Annotated in this window: 25 protein-coding genes; all 25 read left to right on the top strand. The window is 69.7% G+C overall.

The window, feature by feature from the left end; genetic code table 11:
* Positions 1-11 precede the first annotated feature (11 nt).
* The 25 genes from JCR33_RS04600 (at position 12) to recN (ending at position 26961) form a co-directional block, all read left to right on the top strand.
* On the top strand, positions 12-1037 hold the full coding sequence (locus JCR33_RS04600) for a TRAP transporter substrate-binding protein (protein ID WP_198880856.1): 1026 nt from the start codon (positions 12-14) through the stop codon (positions 1035-1037).
* A 119-nt stretch (positions 1038-1156) separates the two neighbouring features.
* Positions 1157-1720, top strand: a complete 564-nt coding sequence (locus tag JCR33_RS04595; protein ID WP_198880855.1) for a TRAP transporter small permease — start codon at positions 1157-1159, stop codon at positions 1718-1720.
* A complete protein-coding gene (locus JCR33_RS04590) occupies positions 1720-2994 on the top strand; it encodes a TRAP transporter large permease (protein WP_198880854.1) in 1275 nt (424 codons plus the stop codon). The genes JCR33_RS04595 and JCR33_RS04590 overlap by 1 nt, the downstream gene beginning before the upstream one ends.
* Entirely contained in the window at positions 2994-3440 is a 447-nt protein-coding gene (locus JCR33_RS04585; protein WP_198880853.1) for a DMT family transporter, read from the top strand. The genes JCR33_RS04590 and JCR33_RS04585 overlap by 1 nt, the downstream gene beginning before the upstream one ends.
* A gap of 19 nt (positions 3441-3459) precedes the next feature.
* Positions 3460-4152, top strand: a complete 693-nt coding sequence (locus JCR33_RS04580) for a fumarylacetoacetate hydrolase family protein (protein ID WP_198880852.1) — start codon at positions 3460-3462, stop codon at positions 4150-4152.
* A 2-nt stretch (positions 4153-4154) separates the two neighbouring features.
* Positions 4155-5027, top strand: coding sequence for a polysaccharide deacetylase family protein (locus tag JCR33_RS04575; RefSeq protein ID WP_198880851.1), 873 nt, complete (start codon positions 4155-4157; stop codon positions 5025-5027).
* A gap of 255 nt (positions 5028-5282) precedes the next feature.
* Positions 5283-5741, top strand: coding sequence for a division/cell wall cluster transcriptional repressor MraZ (gene mraZ, locus JCR33_RS04570; protein ID WP_198880850.1), 459 nt, complete (start codon positions 5283-5285; stop codon positions 5739-5741).
* Positions 5738-6736 (top strand): 16S rRNA (cytosine(1402)-N(4))-methyltransferase RsmH, encoded by a 999-nt coding sequence (gene rsmH, locus JCR33_RS04565; RefSeq protein ID WP_198880849.1) that lies wholly within the window; start codon positions 5738-5740, stop codon positions 6734-6736. The genes mraZ and rsmH overlap by 4 nt, the downstream gene beginning before the upstream one ends.
* The gene (gene ftsL / locus JCR33_RS04560; RefSeq protein WP_198880848.1) at positions 6737-7066 is read left to right on the top strand and encodes a cell division protein FtsL; all 330 of its coding nucleotides are present in this window, start codon (positions 6737-6739) and stop codon (positions 7064-7066) included.
* A complete protein-coding gene (locus JCR33_RS04555; protein ID WP_198880847.1) occupies positions 7063-8742 on the top strand; it encodes a peptidoglycan D,D-transpeptidase FtsI family protein in 1680 nt (559 codons plus the stop codon). Before ftsL ends, JCR33_RS04555 begins: the two co-directional genes overlap by 4 nt.
* Entirely contained in the window at positions 8742-10157 is a 1416-nt protein-coding gene (locus tag JCR33_RS04550; RefSeq protein WP_198880846.1) for a UDP-N-acetylmuramoyl-L-alanyl-D-glutamate--2,6-diaminopimelate ligase, read from the top strand. The genes JCR33_RS04555 and JCR33_RS04550 overlap by 1 nt, the downstream gene beginning before the upstream one ends.
* Positions 10154-11542 carry a UDP-N-acetylmuramoyl-tripeptide--D-alanyl-D-alanine ligase gene (locus JCR33_RS04545; RefSeq protein ID WP_198880845.1) on the top strand — a complete coding sequence of 463 codons (1389 nt, stop codon included), beginning with the start codon at positions 10154-10156 and terminating at the stop codon, positions 11540-11542. Before JCR33_RS04550 ends, JCR33_RS04545 begins: the two co-directional genes overlap by 4 nt.
* Entirely contained in the window at positions 11535-12620 is a 1086-nt protein-coding gene (mraY, locus tag JCR33_RS04540; RefSeq protein WP_198880844.1) for a phospho-N-acetylmuramoyl-pentapeptide-transferase, read from the top strand. The genes JCR33_RS04545 and mraY overlap by 8 nt, the downstream gene beginning before the upstream one ends.
* On the top strand, positions 12617-14014 hold the full coding sequence (gene murD, locus JCR33_RS04535) for a UDP-N-acetylmuramoyl-L-alanine--D-glutamate ligase (RefSeq protein ID WP_198880843.1): 1398 nt from the start codon (positions 12617-12619) through the stop codon (positions 14012-14014). The genes mraY and murD overlap by 4 nt, the downstream gene beginning before the upstream one ends.
* Positions 14014-15162, top strand: a complete 1149-nt coding sequence (locus JCR33_RS04530) for an FtsW/RodA/SpoVE family cell cycle protein (protein ID WP_198880842.1) — start codon at positions 14014-14016, stop codon at positions 15160-15162. The genes murD and JCR33_RS04530 overlap by 1 nt, the downstream gene beginning before the upstream one ends.
* Entirely contained in the window at positions 15162-16235 is a 1074-nt protein-coding gene (murG, locus tag JCR33_RS04525; protein ID WP_198881226.1) for an undecaprenyldiphospho-muramoylpentapeptide beta-N-acetylglucosaminyltransferase, read from the top strand. Before JCR33_RS04530 ends, murG begins: the two co-directional genes overlap by 1 nt.
* Positions 16232-17638, top strand: coding sequence for a UDP-N-acetylmuramate--L-alanine ligase (murC, locus tag JCR33_RS04520; RefSeq protein WP_211110067.1), 1407 nt, complete (start codon positions 16232-16234; stop codon positions 17636-17638). Before murG ends, murC begins: the two co-directional genes overlap by 4 nt.
* Positions 17635-18582, top strand: coding sequence for a UDP-N-acetylmuramate dehydrogenase (gene murB, locus JCR33_RS04515; protein WP_198880841.1), 948 nt, complete (start codon positions 17635-17637; stop codon positions 18580-18582). Before murC ends, murB begins: the two co-directional genes overlap by 4 nt.
* Positions 18579-19490: a D-alanine--D-alanine ligase gene (locus tag JCR33_RS04510; protein ID WP_198880840.1), complete on the top strand. Its 912-nt coding sequence runs from the start codon at positions 18579-18581 to the stop codon at positions 19488-19490. Before murB ends, JCR33_RS04510 begins: the two co-directional genes overlap by 4 nt.
* The gene (locus JCR33_RS04505) at positions 19487-20374 is read left to right on the top strand and encodes a cell division protein FtsQ/DivIB (RefSeq protein WP_332461130.1); all 888 of its coding nucleotides are present in this window, start codon (positions 19487-19489) and stop codon (positions 20372-20374) included. The genes JCR33_RS04510 and JCR33_RS04505 overlap by 4 nt, the downstream gene beginning before the upstream one ends.
* Positions 20371-21678 (top strand): cell division protein FtsA, encoded by a 1308-nt coding sequence (gene ftsA / locus JCR33_RS04500; protein WP_198880838.1) that lies wholly within the window; start codon positions 20371-20373, stop codon positions 21676-21678. The genes JCR33_RS04505 and ftsA overlap by 4 nt, the downstream gene beginning before the upstream one ends.
* Positions 21679-21748: 70 nt before the next feature.
* Entirely contained in the window at positions 21749-23434 is a 1686-nt protein-coding gene (gene ftsZ, locus JCR33_RS04495) for a cell division protein FtsZ (RefSeq protein ID WP_198880837.1), read from the top strand.
* The gene (gene lpxC / locus JCR33_RS04490; protein ID WP_198881224.1) at positions 23410-24264 is read left to right on the top strand and encodes a UDP-3-O-acyl-N-acetylglucosamine deacetylase; all 855 of its coding nucleotides are present in this window, start codon (positions 23410-23412) and stop codon (positions 24262-24264) included. The genes ftsZ and lpxC overlap by 25 nt, the downstream gene beginning before the upstream one ends.
* A 114-nt stretch (positions 24265-24378) precedes the next feature.
* A complete protein-coding gene (locus tag JCR33_RS04485) occupies positions 24379-25197 on the top strand; it encodes an outer membrane protein assembly factor BamD (RefSeq protein WP_232372258.1) in 819 nt (272 codons plus the stop codon).
* Positions 25198-25305: 108 nt separating this feature from the next.
* Positions 25306-26961, top strand: coding sequence for a DNA repair protein RecN (gene recN / locus JCR33_RS04480; protein WP_198880836.1), 1656 nt, complete (start codon positions 25306-25308; stop codon positions 26959-26961).
* The last annotated feature ends 2 nt before the right edge of the window (positions 26962-26963 follow it).

Below are 26963 nucleotides of genomic sequence, written 5' to 3'. Positions count from 1 at the left end.
GGATGGCATCAATGAAGAAGTTCCTGGCTCTGTCGACGGCCCTCGGGCTTTCCATGACGGCGGTCGTCGGCGGCGCCCCCGCGGCGTCCGCGGCCGAGTACACGCTGAAGATCGCGCACATCCTGCCGGCCGGTGATCCGCGCGACCTCGCCGCCCACAAGATCGAAGAGCTCGTCGAGGCCGACGACACCTGCGACATGGACGTGCAGGTCTACCCGGCCGGCCAGCTCGGCATGTTCAACGACATCAACGAGGGCGTGCAGTTCGGCTCGATCGAGATGAGCGTGATGCCGGCCTCCTACATCGTCGGCACCGAGCCGCTGTTCGGCGTGTTCGACCTGCCCTTCTTCTGGCCCGCCGACCCCGAAGAGCTGCGCCAGCTCCACCAGAGCCCCGCCATGGACAAGCTCGCCGCGAGCCTTGCCAAGCACAACATGGTGCTCGCCGACGTGTGGCGGACCGGCTACAAGCAGTGGACCTCCAACACCCCGCTCAACACGCTCGACGCCTATGATGGTCTCGTCGCCCGCGTAATGCCGTCCCCGGTGCTCGCCGAGCAGCAGAAGGCCCTCGGCCTCACCCCGGTGACGATGCCCTTCCCGGAGACCTATTCGGCCCTCCAGTCCGGCGCCATCGACGCCCAGGAGAACCCCAACCCCACCTCCTGGAACATGAAGTTTCACGAGGTGCAGTCGACCCTCACCATGACCAACCACGGCACGCTCGATCAGGTGATCCTGATGAACAAGCCCTGGTGGGAGGGCCTCTCCGACGCCTGCAAGGCCTCCATCAAGAACGCGATGCCGGCCGCCAACGAAGTCGCCTTCGACGAGACGATGAAGCAGGAAGAGGAAGCCATGGCCGACTTCAAGGCCAAGGGCATGACCATCGTGGAGCTGACCGACGCGGAGCGCGACGCGCTGCGCGACGCGATCCTGCCGCGGGTGCGCCAGTTCTACATCGACTCCACCGGCCCCGAGGGGCAGGCCATCGTCGAAGCGTTCGAGGCCGAGATGGCCGAGATGGAAAAGAACTGAGCCATCTTCTGAGCGACCCGCGGGCGGCGGCGCACCCAGTCGCCGCCGCCGTGCTGCGGTCCCGCCGTGAGAGCCGGGGCCGCATCTACCCGTTGTCCCCCTGAGCTTCGGAGGTCCCGATGGCGTCCCCGCTCGCGATCGCACAAGGCGCGCTGACGGTGATCGACCGGACGGTCAGCGTCCTCGCCGGCATCGCCCTTCTCGTCGTGACCATGACGATCTTCGCCAACGCCACGGGCCGCTATACCCTCGGCGTCTCCTTCCTCGGCGGGGAGGAGCTCGCCCGGCTCCTCACGGTGTGGATCGCATTCGTCGCCGCCTACGTGATGCTGCGGGCGGATCGGCACGTCACCATCGACCTCGTGCTGCGCATCGTGCCGCCGGGGGTGGAGCGCCTGATGCGCGGGCTCACGGCGCTGATCGGCGTCGTGGTGATGGCGTATCTGTCCTGGCGCGCCTACCAGCTCACCGCCTTCAGCCTCGGCACCGGTCAGCTCGGCACGACGCTGCCGGTGCCGCGGGGCCTCTTCTTCATGCCCGTCTGCGTCGGTGCCGTGCTGATGACCATCGCCTTTGCCGAGAAGCTCGTGCGCGCGATCACCAACACGCTGCCGCCGCTGCCCGCCCTCGTCGATCCGGAGGACACCGCCGAGACGATGCCCCCCGAGAAGCGGGCCGTTTGATGCCGATTCCCTTTCTCATCGCGACGGCCTTTGTCGTCCTCATCATCGGCTCGCCGATCTTCCTCGCGATCCTCGGCCCCACCTTCATCACCTTCGAGCTGTTCGCCCCGCCGATCCCGGCAATGGTGCTGCCGCAGCGTATGGTGGACGGGGTCAACAAGTTCTCGCTGCTCGCGATCCCGCTCTTCATCTTCGCCGCCGACATCATCGCCCGCGGCCAGATCGGGGCGCGGCTCGTCGCGATGGTGGAAAGCTTCTGCGGGCACCTGCGCGGCGGGCTCGCCATCGCCACCATCATCGCCTGCGCTCTCTTCGGCGCGATGTCGGGCATCGGCCCGGCGGCGGTGGTGTCGATCGGGCCCATCGTCTACCCGGCGCTGATCCGCCAGGGCTATTCGCGCGGCTTTGCGGTGGGGCTCATCGTGACCTCGTCCACCCTCGCGATGCTGATCCCGCCCTCGGTGGCGATGATCCTCTATGCGCTCCAGACCAACACTTCCATCGGCGCCGTGTTCCTGGCTGGCCTCGGCTCGGGCTTCGTGTTCTCGGTGGTCCTGTGCATCTACGCCTACCTCTACGCCCGCCGCTACAACATCGCGATGGACGAGAAGGCGCCCTGGTCGCTGCGCTGGAAACGCACCAAGGAGGCGGCCTTCGCGCTCGGCCTGCCGGTCATCATCCTCGGCGGCATCTATGGCGGGGCGTTCACGCCCACCGAGGCGGCGGCGTTCGCCTGCGTCTACGCCATGATGGTGGAGGTGCTGATCTACCGCCAGCTCTCCTTCAAGGACCTCTTCAACATCTCGTCCGCCTCGGCGGGGACGATTTCGGTCCTCCTGATCCTCGTCGCCTCGGGCACGGTGCTGACCTACTACCTCACCCTGTCGCAGATCCCGCAGCAGGTGACGTCGACCCTCGCCGGCGCCTCGGCCTTCGAGATCCTTCTCATCATCAACGTGCTCTTCCTCATCGCGGGCATGTTCGTCGATCCGAACTCGCTCATCATCGTGCTGACGCCGCTGATCTATCGGGCCGCGCTGGCGGCGGGGATCGACCCGGTGCACCTCGGCTCGGTGATCGTCGCCAACGTCGCGCTCGGCATGGTGTCGCCGCCGTTCGGGCTCAACCTCTTCATCGGCATCACCACCTTCCGCGCGTCCTATCTGGAGGTGGTGAAGGCGGTGCTGCCGTTCATCGGGCTGATGCTGATCGTCCTGTTGCTGATCACCTACATCCCGCAGATCTCCCTGTTCCTGCCGCAGGTGATCGGGTGATGACGGGGCCCTACACCCTCGTTCTGGCGCTCACCTTCGGCGTCGGGATGGTGATGGCGATCTACCTGCCGATGGTCAGCACCATGGCCCGGCATCTGGAATCCTCGGTGGTTGCGTGCGTGCCCTTCTTCGTCGTCGGACTGATCACCTCGGTGCTCTTGGTGGTGTTCTCGGGCCAGACGCGCCAGCTCGTCCGCCTCGGTGGCATGCCGCTCTGGATGCCGCTCTGCGGCATGGGGGCGTGCCTCATGATCCTCGGGACGGGCTACCTCATCCCGCGGGTCGGCGCGTCCCTCTTCTTCGTTCTCCTCGTCGCCGGGCAGCTCGCGGTGGGTGCGGTCATCGCGCACTATGGGCTGCTCAACTCGGCCGTCGTGCCCCTCACCCTGACCAAGGCCACGGGGCTCGCTCTCGTGGTGGCTGGTGCCTATCTCGCGGTCCGCTGACCGCGATCGGAGACGCCCGATGTCGCTGCTCTTCCAATCCGCCCCAGTCAGCCTGCCCATCACCGGCGCGGGCGACCGCTTCGCCGTCCGCCGCATCTACTGCGTCGGGCGCAACTACGTGACCCACATCCGCGAGATGAAGGAGGGCGACGAGCGCGACCCGCCCTTCTTCTTCCAAAAGCCCACCGATGCGGTGGTGGAGAGCGGCAGCGCGGTGCCGTATCCGCCCGCCACCAGCGACCTCCAGTTCGAGGTGGAGCTCGTCGTCGCGATCGGCGAGGGCGGCCGCGACATCGCGGTGGCGGACGCGCTCGGCCACGTCTTCGGCTATGCCGTGGGCATCGACCTCACCCGGCGCGATCTGCAGGTGGAGGCGCGGGCGATGCAGCGTCCGTGGGAGCCGGGCAAGGCGTTCGACCACTCCGCCCCGTGCGGGCCCATCGTGCCGGCGGCGGTAATCCCGGCACCGCTCGCGGCGACGATCGTGCTCGAGGTGAACGAGGAGACGCGGCAGGTCGCCTCCACCGCGGAGATGATCTGGAACGTGCCGGAGATCATCGCCAACCTCTCCGCCGCCTACGCCCTGTCGCCGGGCGATCTGATCTTCACCGGAACGCCGGCGGGCGTCGGTCCGGTGGTACCGGGCGACACCATCGCGGCGCGGATCGACGGTCTCGCGCCGCTCACCATAACAATCGTCGAAGGGACGTGAACATGCTGCCCACCGAGCGCATTTCCTATTCCGCCATCCCCGAGCGCGCGCCGCTCGTCTTGCCCGAAGGCAAGCGCATGGTGGTGTGGGTGATCGTGAACATCGAGGAGTGGAACCCGAAGGAGACGATGCCGCGCACCGTCCTGACGCCGCCCGCCGGGGGCGCGCCGAGCCCGGACATTCCGAACTGGGCCTGGCACGAGTACGGCAATCGCGTGGGCTTCTGGCGGCTCTTGGAGGTGTTCGACACGCTGAAGGTGCCGGGCGTCCTCGCCATCAACGGCACGGCGGTGACGAGCTACGAGCCCATCGCCCGCGCCGCCCTGGAGCGGGGTTGGGAGTTCATGGGTCACGGCTTCACCCAGAAGAACATGCAGAAGGTGGAGAACGAGGCGGAGGACATCCGCAGGACGAGCGAGACGATCCGCGCCTTCACCGGCGTCGCGCCGCGCGGCTGGCTCGGGCCGGGCCTCACCGAGACCTGGGAAACCCCGGACCTCCTGAAGGAGGCGGGCTATTCTTACGTCTGCGACTGGGTGCTCGACGATCAGCCGGTGCGGCTGAAGACGCGGGCCGGCGAGATCGTCAACGTGCCCTACACCCAGGAGTGCAACGACGTGGCGATGATGCTGATCCAGCATCATCCGGCGCGCGAATATTTTCAGCGCGCCTCCGACCAGTTCGACCAGATCTACGCCGACGCCAAGCACTCGGCCCGGGTGATGGCGCTGGTGGTGCACCCCTACATCATGGGCGCGCCGCACCGGGCCCGCTATTTCCGCGAGATCATGGAGAAGATCGCCGCCTACGACGACGTCGCGATCTGGACGGGCGGCGAGATCTTCGACTGGTTCGAGGGCCAAAGCCCCGCCTGAGCCGCGCCGCATCGTCGACCCCGTGCCGCGATCGCGCGGCATCCCCGTCCGAGACCCCATCCGAACGCCGCCTCGTCCCGCGAGGCGGCGTTTTTCGTGCGCCGTGCCAGCCGGCCACAGGGGCGTCGCTTCCATGACAACATGGTAATCGGTTCGTTGACGCCCATGCTGGCCCATGGTATCCCAAGCCATCCCGTTACGGAGGGGTGCGGGACCTGACGGCGGGGTGGATTCCCACCAGCGCGGGGGCTGGCGGTGAACGAGTTCGTCTCGCACTTCACGAACAAGCTGGACGCCAAGGGGCGCGTGTCGATCCCGGCGCCCTTCCGCTCCGTATTGGCGCGCGACGGGTTCGAGGGGCTGTACTGCTTTCCTTCCCCCCATGCGCCGGCCATCGATGCTGGAGGCAATGATTTGCTGCAGGAAATCCGGGCGCGCCTCGCTGGCCTCGACACGCTGACGATGGATCACGACATGATCTCCACCGCCCTCTACGGCATGTCGGAGCAGCTGAAGTTCGACCGCGAGGGGCGCGTGATGCTGTCGGAATCGATCCTCGAGCAAACCGGTATCACCACCGCGGCGACGTTCGTCGGCCTCGGCTACAAGTTTCAGATCTGGGAGCCCTCGCGCTTCGCCGCGCACCGCGCGGAGGCCATGAAGCGGGCCTTCGGCGTGCTCGGCGCCAAGGTTTCGGCGGGAGATGGCGCATGACCCATGGTCCGGCATGGGGAAACGCCCCACCCGCACCGGGCCACGCGCCCGTCATGCTGGCCGAGGTGATGGCGGCGCTGGCGCCGCAGCCCGGCGAGGTGGTGATCGACGGCACGTTCGGCGGCGGCGGCTATAGCCGTGCGATCCTCGACGCCGGCGCCGGGGTGATCGCGATCGACCGCGATCCGGCGGCGATCGAGCGGGCGCGCGCCATGGCCGAGCGGGCCCCGGGCCTCACCGTGTGCGAGGGCCGCTTCGGCGATCTCGACGAGCTTGCCGAGGCCGCCGGCCATCGCAACGTCGCAGGCGTCGTGCTCGACGTCGGCGTGTCGAGCTACCAGCTCGACGAGGCCGACCGCGGCTTCTCCTTCCGCTTCGACGGGCCGCTCGATATGCGTATGGGCGGGGAGGGGCCGACGGCCGCCGATCTCGTCAACCGCGTCGACGTGTCGGATCTTGCCCACCTCCTGCGCACCTACGGCGAAGAGCGTCGGGCCGGCGCCGTCGCCCGAGCGATCGTCGCCGCCCGTCCCATCACCACCACCGCCGAGCTCGCGGCGCTGTGCGAGCGCACCGTGCGCGCCTCGCGCGACGGCATCCACCCGGCGACGCGCACCTTCCAGGCGCTGCGGATCGCGGTGAACGACGAGCTCGGCGAGCTCGCCCGCGGCCTCGCCGCCGCCGAGCGCGTGCTCGCCGAGGGCGGTCGCCTCGTGGTGGTCGCCTTCCACAGCCTGGAGGATCGGATCGTGAAGCGCTTCTTCGCCGACCGCACCAGCACCGGGGGCGGGTCGCGCCACCTGCCGGTCGCCGCCGGACCGGAGCCGTCCTTCACCTATATCGAGCGCAAGGCGGTGGCGCCGAGCGAGGCGGAGACGCGCGCCAACCCGCGCGCCCGCTCGGCGAAGCTGCGGGCCGCCCGCCGCACCGGCGTGGCGCCGCACCCCTTTGCCTTGACCGATTTCGTGCCCAATCTTCGCCTGAGGGGGATCTGAATGATCAAGCGCCCCGTGCGTTTTGCCGTGCTGGTGATCAGCGTGTGTGCGGCGACATCGAGCGCCGCGGCCGTCTTCATGACGAAGAAGGACGCCGAGCGCGATGCGCGCGCAATCAGTGAACTCAATCGAAAGATTGCGGCCGAGAAGCAAAGAATCAGCGAGCTTTTGGCGGAGTGGAGCACGCTCGACCATCCGGCTCGCCTGCAGGCGCTGGTGACCCGGCACAACGAGGTGCTGCGCCTGGAGCCGATTACGGCGGAGCAGATCGTGAGCGTGACGGAAGTGGCCTCGGCCGCGCGTCGCAAAGCGCAGGAGGGGAAGAAATGAGGAGGGCTCAGGGCGAAGAACAGGGGGCGAAGGGGCGCATCGCTCTCCTCATCGTCGTCTGCGTCGGCCTGTTCGGCCTGATCGGGGGGCGCCTCGTTTCGCTCGGCATGACGCCGGCGGAGGCGCGCAACGCCTATCACGTCACCCCGCAGGACGAGGTGCAGGCCTCCCGTCCCGACATCGTCGACCGCAACGGCGAGGTGCTGGCGACCGACCTCGCCACCGCCTCGCTCTATGCCGAGCCGCGCAATGTCGGCCTCGTCGACGAGGCCGTGGAGAAGCTCTCCTCCGTGCTGCCCGACATCGACGTCGCGACGCTGCGGCGCGATCTCTCCGGCGACCGCGGCTTCGTGTGGCTGAAGCGGGAGATCCCGTCCCGCCTGCGCGAGAAGGTGCACGATCTCGGTATCCCGGGCGTGGGCTTCCTCTCCGAGACGCGGCGCTTCTATCCGGGCGGCCCTTCGGTGGGACACATCGTGGGCCACACCGACATCGACAATGCGGGCATCGCCGGCATGGAGAAGACCATCGACGGCGGCGGTCTCGGCGCTCTCCAGGCCGTGGGCCTTGCCCGCAAGGGGCGCTCGCTCGCCCCGGTGCGGCTCTCGATCGACCTGCGCGTGCAGCATGCGGTGCGGGACGAGCTGTCGCGTGCCCTCGAGCGCTACCGGGCGCTCGCGGCCGTCGGCATCGTGCTCGATGCGCGCACGATGGAGGTCGTGGCGATGAGCTCGCTGCCCGACTACAACCCCAACAACCCGGCCGAGGCGCTCGATCCGAACCGCCTCAATCGGGCGACGGCCGGCGTCTACGAGCTCGGCTCGGTGTTCAAGACGTTCACCCTCGCCATGGGTCTCGATTCTGGCGTCGTGACGCTCAACACGCCGATCGACGCCCGCTATCCGCTGAAGATCGGCCGCTTCACCATCCACGACTTCCACGCCACCCACCGCTGGCTCACGGTGAAGGAGGTGTTCCAGCACTCCTCCAACATCGGCAGCGCCAAGATCGCGCTCGCCGTGGGGGCGAAGCGGCAGAAGGCCTATCTCAAGTCGTTCGGCATGTTCGACCGGATCGAGACCGAGCTTCCCGAGACGGCGCGTCCGCTGGTGCAGAAGAGCTGGCCCGACGTGACGGCGGCCACCGTCGCCTTCGGTCACGGCATCTCGGTGACGCCGATGCACGTGGCGGTGGCCGGCGCGGCGATGGTGAACGGCGGCATCTACGCCCCGCCGACCTTCTATCCGCGCTCGGAAGCGGAGATGATGACCATCGGCCGCCGCGTGATCAGCCCGCAGACGTCGGCGATGATGCGCGAGCTGATGCTCTTCAACGGCACCGACGGGTCGGGCCGCAACGCCCGCGTGCCGGGCTACAACGTGGGCGGCAAGACCGGCACGGCCGAGAAGGCGGTGAAGGGCGGCTACTCGGAGAGCAAGCGCATCAACTCCTTCCTCGCCGCCTTTCCGATCGACGATCCGCAATATGTGGTTCTCATCGTGATCGACGAGCCGAAGCCCGAAGAGGGCAAGCCCTACGCCACCGCCGGCTACAACGCCGCGCCGACGGTCGCCAACGTCATCAGCCGCGTCGGTCCGATGCTGATCAAGACGCCGCGCTTCGAGAACGACGACGCCGTGGAGCGCGCCATCACCGTGGCGTATCAGGACGAATGATGCGCCTCGCCGACCTCGTCCCCGATCGGCCCGTGCCGGCGCCCGACCTCGACGTGACCGGGGTGACCGCCGACAGCCGAAAGGTGCGGCCCGGCATGGTGTTCGCCGCCCTCAAGGGCGCGCGGGCCGACGGTGCCGCCTTCGTCAAGGAGGCGCTGCGCAAGGGGGCGGTGGCGGTGCTGGCGGACGAGGACACCGCCATCGAGGCGCCCGTGATCCTGCGCGAGGAGGACCCGCGCCGCCGCCTCGCGCTGATGGCGGCCGAGCTCGCGGGAGCGCAGCCGGAGACCATCGTTGCCGTCACGGGGACGGCCGGGAAGACATCGGTCGCCGAGTTCACCCGGCAGATCTTCGCCGCCGCCGGCAAGACGGCGGTCAGCGTCGGCACTCTCGGCGTGGAAGGGGCGGTGAGGGTGCCCGGCGGGCTCACCACGCCCGATCCCGTCGCCCTCCACCAGCGCCTCGCCGATCTCGCCGGGCGCGGGGTGACCCACGTCGCGCTCGAGGCGTCGAGCCACGGCCTCGACCAGCGCCGGCTCGACGGGGTGCACCTCGCCGCGGCGGCCTTCACCAACATCGGCCGCGACCACATGGACTATCATCCGACGCCGGAGGCCTATCTCGAAGCAAAGCTCCGCCTCTTCCGCACGCTGCAGCCCGACGCCTCCCGCACGGTGGTGAACCCCGATGCGCCCGGCGGGGCGGCGGTGCTCGCCGCGGTGCCGGGGGCGCGCACCGTCGGGCCGCACGGCGACCTCTTGCGGCTCGTGGAGGCGGAGCGCGCCGCCGACGGCGCCCGCCTCGTGGTGGAGGTCGCCGGTGCGCCCCACCGCGTCCACCTTCCCCTCATCGGCGATTTTCAGATCGACAACGCCCTCATCGCCGCCGGCCTCGCCATGGTGGCGGGCATCTCGTCGGCCGACGCGATCCGGGCGCTCAACGACCTCATCGGCGCGCCGGGGCGGCTGGAGCTCGTCGGACGGGCCGCCGGAGCGCCGGTGTTCGTCGACTATGCCCACAAACCGGAGGCCGTCACCGCGGCGCTCAGCGCGGTGCGGCCGGGGGTCAAGGGCCGCCTGGTGGTGGTGATCGGCGCCGGCGGCGACCGCGATCACGGCAAGCGCCCGCTCATGGGCAAGGCCGCCGCCGACATCGCCGACGTGGTGATCGTCACCGACGACAACCCGCGCTCGGAGGATCCGGCGACGATCCGCAAGGCGATCCTCGCCGCCGCCCCGCGCGCGGTGGAGATCGGCGACCGGGCCACCGCGATCCGGCAGGCCGTCGCCATGCTGCGCCCGGGCGACGCGCTGGTGGTGGCCGGAAAGGGTCACGAGGAGGGGCAGATCGTCGGCGACACGGTGCTGCCCTTCAGCGACCGTTCAGCCGTCTTGGAGGCCTTGGCCTCGCTATGACTGACACATTGTGGACCCTCTCCGAGCTCGCGGCCATCACCGGCGGCGAACTCGTCGGCGCCGATCCGGACACGCCCGTCACGGGCATGTCGATCGACACGCGCACCCTGCAGCCCGGCGACGCCTTCTTCGCCATCAAGGGCGTTTCGATGGACGGCCACCGCTTCGTGCCGGACGCGCTCGAAAAGGGCGCCGCGGTCGCCGTGGTGTCCGAGGGCGAGGCGGAACGCGCCCTCGGCGTCGCCGACGTGTTGCAGGCGCTCGAGGCGGTCGGCGTCGCCGCGCGCGGACGCCTTCCCCACCACGTGCCGGTGATCGCCGTCACCGGGTCGGCGGGCAAGACCGGCACCAAGGAGATGATGCGCCTCGCCTTCGGCGTCGCCGGATCGGTGCACGCCTCGGCCGCCTCCTACAACAACCATTGGGGCGTCCCCCTCAGCCTCGCCCGCACGCCGGCGAGCGCCGAGGCGGCGGTGTTCGAGATCGGCATGAACCACGCCGGCGAGATCCGCCCGCTGACGAAGATGGTCCGCCCCACCATCGCGGTGATCACCACCGTGGAGGCGGCGCATCTGGAGTTTTTCGACAGCGTGGCCGCGATCGCCGACGCGAAGGCGGAGATCTTCGAGGGTCTCGAGCCCGACGGCACGGCGATCCTGCCGGCCGACAACGCGCACATCGGCCGGCTGATGGCGGCGGCGAAGGCGGTGGGCGCTCACATCGTCACCTTCGGCACGGGGGAGGACGCCGACGTGCGCCTCCTCTCCCACGATGCCGGCGGCGTCGTCGCCGACGTGTTCGGCACCCACCTCGACTATCGCCTCGCCGAGCCCGGCCTGCACGTGGCGAAGAACTCGCTCGCGGTGATCGCCGCGCTCTACATCGCCGGCTTCGACATTCCGGAGGGTGCGGCGGCGCTCGCCGCCTGGCGCGCGCCGAAGGGGAGGGGGCGGCAGGTCCGGCTTCGCCCCGGCGGCGGCGACGCTCTCCTCCTCGACGACGCCTTCAACGCCAATCCCGCCGCGATGGCCGCGGCGATCGCCACCTTCGCCAAGGTGCCGGCGACGCGCCGCATCGCCATTCTCGGCGACATGCTCGAGCTCGGGCCGACCGCCGAGGATCTTCACCGTGGACTGGCGCCGCTCCTCGTCGATGCCGACACGCGAATCGTCCACACCGTAGGAACCATGACGAAGCACCTGCGCGATGCGCTCCCCTTCGAGCTGCGCGGCCATCACGCCGACACGGCAGCCGAGCTCATCGAGCACCTCGACCCGATCGAGGTGGGTGACGTGGTGCTCGTCAAGGCGTCGAAGGCCATGGGCCTCTCCGCCGTGGTGGAGGCGATCGAAACCCGCTACGGACTGGACCGCGCCGATGTTTGAATATCTCGCCTCCTTCGCGGGCGAGTTCTCGCCGCTCAACGTCTTCCGCTACATCACCTTCCGCACTGGCGGCGCCCTCATCACGGCGCTGTTCGTGACCTTCCTGTTCGGCCCCGCGATCATCCGCTCGCTGCGGGTGCGGCAGGGCAAGGGCCAGCCGATCCGGGAGGACGGGCCGGCGAGCCACCTTCTCACCAAGCGCGGCACCCCCACGATGGGCGGCCTGATGATCCTCTCGGGCCTTCTCATCGCGACGCTGCTGTGGGCCGATCTCGGCAATCTCTACGTGTGGCTCGTGCTGTTCGTCACGCTGGGCTTCGGCGCCATCGGCTTCTACGACGACTATCTGAAGGTGAAGCGGGCGACCCACGGCGGCTTCTCCGGCCGCATGCGGCTCGCCATCGAGGCGGTGATCGCGATGATCGCCTGCGTCGCCTTCATGCTGCTCGAGAGCCCCGAGCTGGAATCGGTGCTGACGGTCCCCTTCTTCAAGGACCTCTTCTTCAACCTCGGCCTGTTCTTCCCGATCTTCGGCGCCTTCGTCATCGTCGGCGCGGGCAACGCGGTGAACCTCACCGACGGGCTCGACGGTCTCGCCATCGTGCCGGTGATGATCGCCTCCGGCTCGTTCGGCCTCATCGCCTACCTCTCGGGCAACGCCGTGTTCGCCGACTATCTGCAGATCCACAACGTGGTGGGCACCGGCGAGATCGCGGTGATCTGTGGCGCGGTGATCGGCTGCGGCCTCGGCTTCCTGTGGTTCAACGCGCCGCCGGCGGCGATCTTCATGGGCGACACGGGCTCGCTGGCGCTCGGCGGCATGATCGGCGCCATTGCCGTCGCCACTAAGCACGAGATCGTGCTGGCGATCATCGGCGGCCTCTTCGTGCTCGAGGCCGTGTCCGTGATCATCCAGGTCGGCTCCTACAAGCTCACCGGCAAGCGCGTCTTCAAGATGGCGCCCATCCACCATCACTTCGAACAGCTCGGCTGGACCGAGCCGCAGGTGGTGATCCGCTTCTGGATCATCGCCTTCGTGCTCGCCCTCGTCGGCCTTTCCACGCTGAAGCTCAGATGATCGCGGTCGAAAGCCTCTCCGGAAAAAACGTGGCGGTGTTCGGCCTCGGCGGGTCGGGCCTTGTCTCGGCGCACGCTCTGGCGGCGGGTGGCGCGCGGATCGTCGCCTACGACGACAACCGCGAGCGCGTCGCCGAAGCCGACCGCGCGGGGGTGCCGACGGGCGACCTGCGGGTCGCCGACTTCTCCGCCTTCGCGGCGTTGGTGCTGTCGCCCGGCGTGCCGCTCACCCATCCGGCGCCGCATTGGAGCGTGGAGCGGGCGCGCAAGGCCGGCGTGCCGGTGACGGGCGACGTCGCCCTCTTCGATGCGGAGCGCCGCGCGCGGATTCCGGGGCTGCGTCTCGCCGCGATCACCGGCACCAACGGCAAGTCCACCACCACGGCGCTGCTCGGCCACCTCCTCGCCGCGCTGGGCGAGAAGGCGCAGGTGGGGGGCAACATCGGCCGCCCCGTGCTCGACCTCGACCCGGTGCCGGGCGTCGCGGTGGTGGAGTGCTCCTCCTATCAGATCGACCTCGCCCCCGAGCTGACGGCGGAGGTGGGGGCGCTCCTCAACCTGTCGCCCGACCACATCGACCGCCACGGCACCTTCGAGCGCTATGCGACCATCAAGGCAGGTCTCGTGGCGCGTAGCCGCCAGGCGGTGATCGGCGTCGACGATGCCGACACCGCCGCCGTCGCCGACCGCCTGTCGGCGGCCGGCAAGCCGGTGCGCCGCGTCGGCGTGTTCGACGCCGAGGCGGAGCTCGCGGCGCTTGCGGGGGCGGGCGTCGGCGCCGTCGGAGGCGTGCTCTTCGCGGCGGAGAACGGGGCGACGCGGGCCGTCGGCCGGCTCGACGGCATTCCCTCGCTGCGCGGCAGCCACAACGCGCAGAACGCGGCGGCGGCCGTCGCGATGGCGATGGCGCTCGGCCACACCGCCGAGGATGCGGCGAGCCACCTCGCCACCTTCCCGGGCCTCGCCCACCGCATGGAGGAGGTGGGGCGCGACGGGGCGGTGATCTTCGTCAACGACTCCAAGGCGACCAACGCGGAATCGGCCCGTCAGGCCCTCAAGAGCTTCGACAAGGTGCACTGGATCGCCGGCGGGCTGGCGAAGGCCGGCGGCATCACCGGGCTCGCCGACCTCTTCGGCCGCATCTCCCACGCCTATCTCATCGGCGAGGCGGCGCCGGCCTTTGCCGAGACGCTCGAGGGGCGCGTGCCGTTCACGATGTCGGGCACGCTCGAGGCGGCGCTCGATGCCGCGGCCGCGGGCGCGGCGGCCGACCACGGCGTGGTGCTCCTGTCGCCCGCCTGCGCCTCGTTCGATCAGTTCCGCTCTTTCGAGGCGCGCGGTGACCGCTTCCGTGCCCTCGTCACCGAGCATTTGCACAAAGGGGAGGACGCCTGATGGTCAGCCGCGCCGACGAACGCGCCTTCGCCCAATGGTGGTGGACGGTCGACCGGGTTCTCCTCGGAGCGCTCCTGTCGCTGATCGCACTCGGTGTACTCCTGTCGCTGGCGGCGTCGCCGCCGGTCGCCGAGAAGCTCGGCGTCGGCAGCTATCACTTCGTCATCCGCCACGCGATGTTCGCGGTTCCGGCGGTGATCGCCCTCATCACCTTCTCCTTCCTCAGCCCGCGGCAGGTGCGGCGCGTGGCGCTCGTCATCTTCGCCGTCGCGCTCGTGGGCATCATCGTGACGCTCTTCATGGGCGTGGAGGTGAAGGGGTCGCGCCGCTGGATCCAGATCGCCGGGCTCACGGTGCAGCCGGCGGAGTTCGTCAAGCCGGCCTTCGTGATCCTCACCGCCTTCCTGTTCGCGGAGGGTTCCAAGCGGGCGGATCTTCCGGGGCGGCTGCTCGCCGTCTTCCTGCTGGCGATGGTCATCGCGCCGCTGATCGCCCAGCCCGACTTCGGTCAGGCGATGCTGATCGCCATCGTGTGGAGCGCGATGATCTTCCTCGCCGGGCTCCAGTGGCGCTGGGTGTTCGCGCTCGGAGGACTGGGCTTCGGCGGCATCGTGTCGGCCTATCTCTACCTGCCGCACGTCACGGCGCGCTTCAACGCCTTCCTCGATCCCTCGTCGGACAAAAACTACCAGATCAACCGCTCGATCGAATCCTTCATCCGCGGCGGCTGGTTCGGCGAGGGCCCGGGCGAGGGCATCATCAAGCGCCGCCTGCCGGACAGCCACACCGACTTCGTGTTCGCCGTGACGGCGGAGGAGTTCGGCATTCTCGCCTGCGGCCTCCTGGTGCTCCTCTTCGCGGTGGTGGTGCTGCGCGGGCTGATGCACGCCTTCAAGGAGCCCGATCCCTTCGTGCGCCTGGCGCTGTCGGGGCTGATGCTCCTTTTCGGCGGGCAGGCCGCCATCAACATGGCGGTGAACCTGCAGCTGATGCCGGCCAAGGGCATGACGCTGCCCTTCATCTCCTATGGCGGCTCCTCGCTGATGGCGGTCGCGCTGGAGATGGGGCTGGCGCTGGCGCTCGCCCGTCGCCGGCCGCGGCCGGTGCGCTTCACCACGGAGCGATCGATGCGCGAGGCCTTTGCGTGATGCGCGCGCTGCTCGCCGCCGGCGGAACGGGGGGGCATCTCTTCCCGGCCCAGGCGCTCGCGAGCGTCCTCGCGGCGCGCGGCCACGAGGTGACCCTCGTGACCGACCATCGCGCCGCGCCCTACGTGGAGACCTTTCCCGCCCGCGTTCACATGGTCGCGTCCGACACGGTGCGCGGCAGGAGCCCGGCGGCTCTCGCCCGCCTCGCCAAGGCGCTGGCGTCGGGCTTCCTGCGCTCGCGGGCGATCGTGGCGTCCGAGAAGCCGACCGTCGCCGTGGGCTTCGGCGGCTATCCGACGCTGCCGCCCCTCTTCGCCGCCCGCTCCAAGGGCGTGCCGGTGATCGTGCACGAGGCGAACGCGGTGGCCGGCCGGGCGAACCGCCTCCTCGCCCGCTTCGCCCACGTCGCGACGAGTTTTCCGCAGGTGAAGGGCCTGCCCGAGGGCGCGCAGACCCATGTCGGCATTCCCGTGCGCGAGGCGGTGCGGGCGGCGGCCGCGCCCTATTCGCCGTCGATCGACGAGTTCCGCCTTCTCGTCTTCGGCGGCAGCCAGGGCGCGCGCGCCTTCGCCGACATCGTGCCGCCGGCGCTCGGCAAGCTCAACGCGGAGCTGCGCGGCCGGCTGCGCGTCACCCAGCAGTGCCGGCCGGAGGACATGGAGCGGGTGCGCGCCGCCTACGAGGCGGCCGGGATCGCGGCGGACCTCGCGCCATTCTTCGCGGATCTGCCGGCGCGGATGGCGGCGGCGCATCTGGTGATCGCCCGCTCCGGTGCGTCCACGGTGGCCGAGCTCTCGATCATCGGGCGGCCGGCGCTGCTCGTGCCGCTGCCCGGCGCGATCGACCAGGATCAGGCCTACAACGCCTCCGCCATGGCCGCGCTCGGCGGGGCGAAGCGGCTCGACCAGGGCGTGCTCTCGCCCGAGCGCCTCGCCCACGAGGTCGGAACCGCCATGCTGGCGCCGGAAGCGCTCGCCGCCGCCGCGGAGGCCGCGAAGGGCCTCGCCCAGCCCGATGCCGCCGAACGTCTCGCCGATCTCTGCGAAGGGGTCGCCCAAAGGAGCCCGCGATGATCGCCCCCCTCAAGATGACGACGGCCATCGGGCCGATCCACTTCGTCGGGATCGGTGGCATCGGCATGTCGGGCATCGCCGAGGTGCTCCACAATCTCGGCTACACCGTCCAGGGCTCCGACATCGCCGAGAACGCCAACGTGGCGCGGCTGCGCGAGAAGGGGATCGACGTCGCGATCGGCCACGCCGCGCAGAATATCGAGGGGGCGACCGTCATCGTCGTCTCCTCGGCGGTGAAGCGCGACAATCCGGAGCTGATGGCGGCCCGCGCCCGCCTCCTGCCGGTGGTGCGGCGGGCCGAGATGCTCGCCGAGCTGATGCGCCTCAAGCAGGCGATCGCCGTCGGCGGCACCCACGGCAAGACCACCACCACCTCGCTGGTGGCGACGCTGCTCGAGGCGGGCGGCCTCGACCCCACCGTGATCAACGGCGGCATCATCAACGCCTACGGCACCAACGCCCGGCTCGGCGAGGGCGACTGGCTGGTCGCCGAGGCGGACGAGAGCGACGGCACCTTCGTCAAGCTGCCCGCCGACATCGCCATCGTGACGAACATCGATCCCGAGCATCTCGACCACTACGGCACCTTCGACGGGGTGCGCGCCGCCTTCCGCCAGTTCGTCGAGAACGTGCCCTTCTACGGCTTCGCGGTGATGTGCCTCGACCATCCGGAGGTGCAGGCGATGGTCGGCCGCATCGAGGATCGCCGCATCATCACCTACGGGGCCAACCCGCAGGCCGACGTGCGCTATGTCGACGTCGAGCCGGGGCCGCGCACCAACTTCGCCGTGTCGATCACCGATCGCGTGACGGGCGAGGAGCGGCGCATCGACGGCCTCACCCTGCCGATGCCGGGCATTCACAACGTGTCGAACGCCACCGCCGCGATCGCCGTCGCCGACCGGCTCGGCATCGACGCCGACGCCATCCGGCGCGGCCTCGACGCCTTCCGCGGGGTGAAGCGGCGCTTCACCCACGTGGGCGATTGGAACGGCGTCGCAGTCTTCGACGACTACGGCCACCATCCGGTGGAGATCCGCGCGGTGCTCGCGGCCGCACGGCAGGCGGCGAAGGGCAAGGTGATCGCCGTCGTCCAGCCGCATCGATATTCGCGCCTGAAGAGCCTCTTCGACGACTTCTGCCTGTGCTTCAACGACGCCGACCTCGTGGTGGTCGCCGATGTCTATCCCGCCGGCGAATCGCCCATCGAGGGCGCCGACCGGGATTCGCTCGTCACCGGCCTTTCCGTGCGCGGTCACCGTCACGCCGTGCCGCTCGAGGGTCGCGAGGCGCTCGCGGGCATCATCAAGGCGCACGCGCAGCCGGGCGACATGGTGATCTGCCTCGGGGCGGGCTCCATCACGCAGTGGGCGGCGGCGCTGCCGGGGGAGCTCGCGGCGTGACGTTCGAGGATCTCACGCCGCTCCTCGCCGGAGCCGGGATTCGCGGGCGGCTCGAGCCGAACCGGCCGCTCGCCGACATCACCTGGTTTCGCGTGGGCGGGCCGGCGCAGCTTCTGTTCACGCCGGCCGACGAGGCGGATCTCTGCGCCTTCCTCGCCGCGCTGCCGCAGGAGGTGCCGGTGCTCACGATCGGCCTCGCCTCCAATCTCCTGGTGCGCGACGGGGGCGTCGAGGGCGCCGTGATCCGCCTGTCGCCGAAGGGGTTTGCGGGCGCGCGCGCCGAAGGGATGCGGCTCACCGTGGGCGCGGCGCTTCCCGACGTGAAGGCCGCGCGCGCGGCGGCCGATGCCGGCATCGCCGGGCTCGCCTTCTACCGCGGCATTCCGGGTGCCATCGGCGGCGCGCTGCGCATGAACGCCGGCGCCTACGGCACCGAGACCAAGGACCGCCTCGTCTCGGCGCGGGCCGTCGACCGCAAGGGCAGGGTCCACGTGCTCCAGAACGCCGACTTCGGCTACACCTACCGCCATTCCACGGCGCCCGACGATCTCGTCTTCACCGAGGCGACCTACGCGGGCGAGCCGGGCGATCGTGCCGAGATTCTCGCCGCGATGGACGAGATCACCTCCAAGCGGGAGGAAACGCAGCCGATCAAGTCCCGCACCGGCGGCTCGACCTTCAAGAACCCGCCGGGGGAGAAGGCGTGGCAGCTCATCGACGCGGCGGGTTGCCGCGGCCTCACGGTGGGCGGCGCGCAGATGTCGGAGCTCCACTGCAACTTCATGCTCAACCTCGGCGAGGCCACCGCCGACGATCTGGAGCGGCTCGGCGAGACCGTGCGCGGCCGCGTCAAGGCCACGTCCGGCGTGGCGCTCGACTGGGAAATCAAGCGCATCGGTGTGCCGGCGGGCGACCCCGTCCCCCCTTTCATGGAGGCTCTATGACGCACGTCGCGGTTCTGATGGGCGGCATGTCCGCCGAGCGGCCGGTGAGCCTGATGTCCGGCACGGCGTGCGCCGCGGGGCTCGAGCGCGCCGGCTATGAGGTGACGCGCATCGATGTCGGCTTCGACCTCGTGGAGGAATTGAAGCGGATCAAGCCGGACGTCGCCTTCAATTCGCTGCACGGTCCTTTCGGTGAGGACGGCTCGGTCCAGGGCATCCTGGAGTTTCTCAAGATCCCCTACACTCACTCGGGGATCCTCGCCTCGGCGCTCGCCATGAACAAGGACCGGGCGAAGGCGGTGCTCGCGCGGGCCGGCGTGCCGGTGGCCGAGCACGTCATCTGCAACCGCTTCGAGGCGGCCAAGCGCCACGCGCTGGAGCCACCTTACGTGGTGAAGCCGGTGACGGAGGGTTCCTCCTTCGGCGTGGTGATCGTGCCCGAAGGGGCCAATCGCCCGCCCGAATCACTCGCCGCCCCCGATTGGGCCTACGGCGACGTCGTGATGGCCGAGCGCTATGTCGCAGGCAAGGAGCTGACCTGTGCCGCGTTCGGCGACACGGTGTGGGACATCATCGATATCCTCCCCGTTTCCGGGTCGTTTTACGGCTACGACGCGAAGTACGCCCCGGGGGGGTCGAAGCACGTCCTTCCCGCCCCCCTTAAACCGAATATTTACCAGAATATTCAACAGTTCACCCTGGATGCTCATCGCGCGTTGGGGTGTCGCGGTGTTTCGCGAGCAGACTTCCGATATGACCCCGAGAAAGACGAACTCGTGTGTCTCGAAGTGAATACTCAGCCGGGTATGACCGAAACCTCCCTGGTGCCGGAAATGGCCGCGCACGCGGGGATGGGGTTCGACGCCCTGGTGAGCGCACTGGTGGAGGACGCCAGTTGCGGTCGGTGACGCCGAGCCGGCGCCATCCTGATGCGCGGTTCGCCGGCCCGATGCCCGGGCGGATCCTGGCGCTCGTCGTGCTGCTGGGCTCCGGCGGAGCGGGGCTCGCCTATTCCGACGACCCGTCCGCGGTGATCGACGTGGTGGGCCGGGCCAGCGGCTTTCAGGTGCGCTACGTGAAGTTGACCGGCCAGAAGGAGACCTCGGACAGCGCCATCGTCGCCTCGGTGGGGCTCGATCCCTCGGCCTCGCTCCTCACCGTGGACGCCCGCGAGACGCGGCAGCGGCTCGAAGCGCTGCCGTGGGTGACCAAAGCGACGGTGCGCAAGATCCTGCCCGGCACACTCGACGTCGAGATCGAGGAGGCGGAGGCCTTCGCGCGCTGGCAGATCGACGGAACCGAGATGGTGATCGCCAAGGACGGCTCGGTGCTGACCGACGAGGTGCCGTTCGCCTATCGCAATCTTCCGCTCGTCGCCGGCAGCGGCGCCAACGAGCGGGTGGACGAGGCCCGCACGCTGCTCGAAGCGCATCCGGGCATCGACGCGCGGACCGTCGCCGCGGTGCTCGTGAACGACCGGCGCTGGGACCTGCGCCTCGCCAACGGCGCGACGGTGCGGCTGCCCGAGAAGGACGCGTCGAGGGCGTTGTCGCGCCTCGAGGATCTCGAGGCTCAGGGCGCGCTTCTCGCCGCCGGGCCGATCGTCATCGACATGCGTCTCGTCGACCGCACCACGGTGCAGCTCGACGTCGACGGCAACGCGGCCGAAGGGCTCGATCCCATCGACAACCTGCCGCAGGGACCGTCCGAGCCGTTCGACCCACTCGCCGCCACCATCGCCGCATCGGGCCTAGACCCGCTCGCCCTCGCCATCGCGGAGGCGCAGCAATGAACATCATCGAACTCCCCCGCCGCGTCGATCAGAGCCGGTGCCACGTGGCGCCCAGCCGGTCGTCCACGGTGTGCGTGCTCGACGTCGGCACCTCCAAGGTCGCCTGCCTCATCGCACGCCTGAAGCCCGGCACAGAGGCGGAGCTTCTGTCCGGCCGCACCCACTCCATCGAGGTGATCGGTTTCGGCTGCCAGCAGTCGCGTGGCGTGAAGTCGGGAGCGATCATCGACCTCGACAAGGCCGAGGGCGCGATCAGGAGAGCCGTGGATGCCGCCGAGCAAATGGCTGGCGTGACGGTCGAATCGCTTATCGTCACTCAGACATCGGGGCGCCTTTCTTCCGAAGCTTTCGGCGCCAAGGTCGATCTCGACACCGGGACGGTCAGAGAGGCGGACATCAAGCGAGTGCTTGCCGCCTCGGGTCGTCACCAGATCAAGGACGGGCGAACAGCCTTGCACGCGCTCCCCATCGGCTACTCCCTCGACGGTCAGGACGGCATCCGCGATCCGCGCGGTATGGTCGGCGACACGTTGGGCGTCGATGTGAACCTCGTGACGGCGGATCGCTCGGCACAGGACAACCTCGCTCTCGTGATCAACCGCTGCCATCTCGATGTCGACGGCGTGGTGGCGACGCCCTACGCCTCGGGTCTCGCCTCGCTCGTCGACGACGAGGGCGAGCTCGGCGCGGTGTGCGTCGACATCGGCGGCGGCACGTCCTCGATCGCAATCTTCGCCGACGGCAATCTCGTCCACGTCGACGCGATCGCCATCGGTGGCCATCACGTCACCATGGACATCGCCCACTGCCTCTCGATCCGGATCGAGGAGGCGGAGCGGCTGAAGACGCTGCAGGGATCGGCGATCGCGGCGAGCCGCGACGAGCGCGACACCCTCACGATCCACCCCATCGGGGAGGAGGACGGCTCGGCGCCGCAGGCCATTCCGCGGCTGACCCTCAACCAGATCATCCGCCCGCGGGCGGACGAGATTCTGGAGCTGATCCGCGACCGTCTCGTGGCGTCCGGCTTTGCCGGGCGGATCGGGCGGCGCGTGGTGATGACGGGCGGAGGGAGCCAGCTCACCGGGCTGACCGACGTCGCCCGCACCGTCTTCGGGCGGCCGGTCCGACTGGGGCGGCCGCTCGGCGTCAAGGGGCTGCCGATCGCCGCGCGCGGCTCGGCCTTCTCGGCCGTCATCGGCTTGTTGATCTACCCGCAGCTTGCTCCGGCGAGCCTCTTCGAGGCCTCCGGCTCATCGGGCTACCTCGCCCGCATGGGGCGCTGGCTGCGGGAGAGTTTCTAAGAACGACCCGGCGCTTGCCGGACTTTGAAAGCGCCCGGTTCGGGCATGGGACGAGACACGGGAGACATTGATGTCGTCCATTAATCTGAAGACGCCCGACCTCACCGAGTTGAAGCCGCGCATCATGGTGTTCGGCGTCGGCGGGGCGGGGTGCAACGCCGTCAACAATATGATCGAGGCGGGGCTTGCAGGCTGCGACTTCGTCGTTGCCAACACCGACGCCCAGTCGCTCAACCTGTCGAAGGCCGAGCGGGTGGTGCAGATGGGCATCGCGGTGACGGAAGGCCTCGGCGCGGGCTCGCAGCCCGACGTCGGCCGCGCCGCCGCCGAGGAGGTCATCGACGAGATCGCCGATCACCTGTCGGGCTCGCACATGGTGTTCATCACCGCCGGCATGGGCGGCGGCACCGGCACCGGTTCGGCCCCCGTCGTAGCGCGGGTGGCGCGCGACCAGGGTATACTGACCGTCGGTGTCGTGACCCGTCCGTTCCAGTTCGAGGGCGCCCGCCGCGCTCGCATCGCGGACGCGGGCATCGAGGAGTTGGCGCAGCACGTCGACACCTTGATCGTCATTCCGAACCAGAACCTCTTCCGGATCGCCAACGCTCAGACCACCTTCGCCGACGCCTTCGCGATGGCCGATCAGGTGCTCTACTCGGGCGTCGCCTGCATCACCGACCTGATGGTGAAGGAAGGCCTCATCAACCTCGACTTCGCCGACGTGCGCTCCGTCATGCGCAACATGGGCAAGGCGATGATGGGCACCGGCGAAGCCTCCGGCGAGGGCCGGGCGATGCAGGCCGCCGAGGCCGCCATCTCCAACCCGCTCCTCGACGAGACCTCGATGAAGGGCGCGCGCGGCCTTCTCGTTTCCGTCGTCGGCGGCAAGGACCTCACCCTCTTCGAGGTCGACGAAGCCACCACCCGCATCCGCGAGGAAGTGGACGACGACGCCAACATCATCTTCGGCGCGACGTTCGACGACTCGCTCGAAGGGGTGATCCGCGTCTCCGTTGTCGCCACCGGCATCGACCAGGACCCGGCCGACATCGGCCACGAGCCGCGTGACAGCCGCGTCGTCTCGTTCGCCGATCGCGCCGCCAAGCGCGAGACGCCGGCCGCTGGCACCGCCGCGGCGAGCGCCGCCGACCCCTCCGAGGCGGCCATCGCCGCCGTCGCCGCGGGCCTTGAGGACTTCGAGGCGCAGCTCGAGCCCGTCGAACAGGCCGAAGTCTACGACGACGAGGAGCTGATCGCCGCCGCCGAGCAGGAAGAGGCGCTGCGCGACTTCGTCGACGAGGAGCCCGTCGAGGAGCGCCCTACCGCACGCGAGGCGCGGCCCGCCCGTTCCCAGCCTGAGCCTCGTGCCTACGACTACCATGACGGCGACGAGCGGCGCCCGATGGGTCTCCTGCGCCGGATCGCGAGCGGTCTCTCCCGCCGCGACGAGGACGAGGAGGAGGGCTACGAGGTCGAGCCCCGCGCGTCGCGCCGTCGTGCCGCCGCGCCGCAGGGTCGTCTGCCCGCGCCGCAGGAAGAGCGTCGCCGCCTCCCTGCACCGAAGGCCGACGATGCCTATATGGATGACGTCGCCGACGAGGCTCCCCAGCCCCGCCGCGCTCGTCCGAAGCCCGAAGCCGCCCAGCGCCGCCAGCGGCAGGAGGCCGAGCCCGCCTCGCGCGCTCGCCCCGCCCAGCGCCCGCTGGACGACGATCAGCTGGAGATCCCGGCATTCCTGCGTCGTCAGGCCAACTGATTGAAGCCAACCGGCTTGCGGAGCCCATCCGGCTCCACGGCGTCGGCGTCCATTCGGGCGCCGACGTTTCTGTTGTTGTAGGGCCGGGGGAGGGCGGCGTCGTCTTCCACCGCACCGACACCGGCGGCAGCGTCAAGGCCGACTGGCGGAATGTGTCGGCGACCCGCCTTGCCACCGTCATCGCCGAGAACGGTACGACGGTCGCGACCGTCGAGCACCTGATGAGCGCGCTTTCCGCCCTCGGCGTCACCGACGCGCGGGTGGAGATCGACGGGCCGGAGGTGCCGATCATGGACGGAAGCGCCGCGCCCTTCATGGCGGCCCTCGCGCCGAAGGTGGTGCCGGGGGGACCGGGGGAGGCGATCGAGGTGCTTCGGCCGGTCTCGGTGCGCGCCGGATCGTCCTTCGTGGCGATCCTGCCCCATCCGCGCCGGCGCTTCGACGTGGGGATCGACTTTCCGGACCCGGTGATCGGCGTGCAGCGGGCGATCTACGACATCGACGCGGAGGTGTTCGGGCGCGAGATCGCGCCGGCGCGCACCTTCGGCCGGCTCAAGGACGTGAAGCGCCTGCGCCGGCGCGGCTACGGCCGCGGCGCGTCGCTGGAGAACGCCGTGGCTGTGGATGGAGAGAGGGTGGCGAATCCCGAGGGGCTGCGCTTTCCCGACGAGTTCGCCCGCCACAAGCTGCTCGACGCGGTGGGCGATCTCGCCCTTGCGGGACGGCCGATTCTGGGGCTTTATCGGGCTCACAAGGGTGGTCACCGGCTGAACTACCAACTCCTGGCGGCGCTCTTGTCGCGGTCGGAAAACTTTAAAATTGTTGCGTAATTGAAACAGTTTTTGGCACGTGGCTGTGACCCATGCCGGGGCGGCGAGGCCGCAGTGTGGCCGCGCGGCGTGGCGGCTGGTATGGAGACTGCGTGTGAGAGTTGGAGTAGGCCAATGCAGATGCGCCTGATGGGGTGGATCGTCATCGTCGCGCTCGTGGCGCTCGGGGGATGCGGCAACCGCGTCACCGAGCTCGAGTTCGAGGACACGCCTGCCGACCAGCTCTACAACGAAGCCCTCGTGCTGATGAACGCGGGCGACTATCGCACCGCGATGGTGAAGTTCGAGGAGGTGGATCGGCTCCACCCCCACACCGACCTCGGCCGCAAGAGCCAGGTGATGCTCGCCTTCGCCAGCTACTCGCGCGGCAACTATCAGGAGGCGATCAACTCGGCGAAGCGCTTCATCACGCTCTATCCCAACCATCCGGACGCGCCCTACGCCCAGTACATCATCGCCAACTCCTACTATCGCCAGATTCCGGACGTCACCCGCGATCAGGCCGACACCAAGCAGGCGCTCGACGCCTATCAGGTGCTCATCGACAAATATCCCGACTCCGAATACGCCGAGGATGCGCGCAACAAGATCCAGGCGACCAAGGATCAGCTCGCGGGCAAGCAGATGGAGATCGGCCGCTACTATCTGGAGCGGGACGACAACCTTGCCGCCATCAACCGCTTCCGCATCGTGGTGGAAAAGTACCAGACCACGCGGCACGTCGAGGAGGCGCTGTTCCGCCTCACCGAATCCTACTATGCCTTGGGCCTGACGCAGGAGGCGCAGACTGCGGCGGCGGTGCTGGGGCACAACTTCCCGCAAAGCCGTTGGTACAAGGACGCCTACTCGCTTCTCGAAAAGGGTGGCTATGCGCCCGAAGAGTCGAAGTCGAGCTGGATCAGCCGGGCGTTCCAGGGCTTCAGCCTTCTCTGAGCCGCGCCCGGTTCCGGGCAGGCCGCGCGGGGCGTTCGTCCCGCCGGCGCGACATCATCAGAAGGGCCGGCTCGCGACTGCGACCGACCCGCCGAGGGAACCCGACACGTGCTGTCCCGGCTTTCCGTCCGCAACATCGTTCTGATCGAGGCACTCGACCTCGCCTTCGCTCCCGGCTTCACCGTGCTGACCGGCGAGACCGGGGCGGGCAAGTCGATCCTGCTCGACGCCCTCGCCCTCGCCCTCGGCGCCAAGAGCGACGCGAGCCTGGTGCGCACGGGGGAGGCGCAGGGATCGGTGACCGCCACCTTCCTGCTGCCGCCGACCCATCCCGCCTTCGCCGTGCTCGACGAGGTGGGTGTGGCACGCGAGGACGTGCTCATCGTGCGCCGCGTGCAGGGGTCCGACGGGCGGGCCCGCGCGTTCGTCAATGATCAGCCGGTGTCGGTGTCGCTGTTGCGCGCCTTGGGGGGGCTGCTCGTGGAGGTGCACGGCCAGCACGCCGACCGCGGCTTGATGCAGCCCGCCGCCCACCGCCGCCTGATCGACGCCTATGGCGGGCTCGGCGGGGAGACGGCGCGCGTCGGTGCGCTGTGGCAGGCGCTGAAGGATGCCGAAGCCGCGCTCGAGGCGCACGAGGCGAAGCTCGCCGCCGCCCGCGAGGAGGCCGAGTTCCTCCGCGCCGCCGTGGCGGAGCTGACGGCGCTCGACCCGGAGCCGGGGGAAGAGGAGAGGCTGACCGCCGGCCGGCAGGAGATGGCGGCCGCCGAGAAGGTGGCGGGCGACCTCGCCGAGGCGGCGTCGAGCCTCGAGGGCGGCAAGTCGCCCATCCCGGCACTCGCCGGCGTCCTGCGCAAGCTGGAGCGCAAGCGCGACGGCGCCGAGGACACGCTGACGCCGGTGATGGATGCTCTCGCCGCCGCCCTCGACGCCCTGGAGGAGGCGCGCACCACCATCCTGGAGGCACAGCGCGCGCTCGACTTCGACCCCGGCGCCATGGAAGGGCTCGAGGAGCGCCTGTTCGCTCTCCGAGCGGCCTCGCGCAAGTTCAAGGTACCGGTGGACGATCTCGCCGATCTCGCCGCCCGGATGGCCGACGAGTTGACCGACCTCGACGCCGGCGAGGCGCGCCTCGACACCCTGGCGCAGGAGGTCGCGGCGGCCGAGCGGAGCTATCGCGAGGCGGCGGCGGCCCTGTCGGAGCGCCGCCACGCCGCCGCCGATCGGCTGGAGGCGGCGGTGATGGCCGAGTTGAAGCCGCTGAAGCTCGACAAGGCGATCTTCAGCGTGCGGCGCGAGGCGGTCGAGCCGGGGCCGGAAGGGGTCGACCAGATGGCCTTCTACGTCCAGACCAATCCGGGCTCTCCCGCCGGCCCGATCATGAAGATCGCCTCCGGCGGCGAGCTCTCCCGCTTCCTCCTCGCGCTCAAGGTGTGCCTCGCCGATGCGGGCTCGGCCTCTACGCTGATCTTCGACGAGATCGACACCGGCGTGGGCGGTGCGGTGTCGGACGCGATCGGCACGCGCATGGCCCGCCTCGCCGATGCCGTGCAGGTGGTGTCGATCACCCACGCCCCGCAGGTGGCGGCGCGGGCGGGGAGCCATCTCCTCATCGCCAAGACCCACCAGAACGGTGCGACGACGGCGACGAGCGTGCGTGCCATCGAGGGGGAGGAGCGGCGCGAGGAGATTGCCCGCATGCTCGCCGGCGCCACCGTCACCGACGAAGCCCGCCGCGCCGCCGACAAGCTCATCGACGCCTGAGC

The sequence above is a fragment of the Acuticoccus mangrovi genome (genome assembly GCF_016411865.1).
Lineage (GTDB): Bacteria > Pseudomonadota > Alphaproteobacteria > Rhizobiales > Amorphaceae > Acuticoccus > Acuticoccus mangrovi.
The sequence above is the reverse complement of the archived record's forward strand: the minus strand, read 5'-3'. Positions and strand labels throughout refer to the sequence as shown.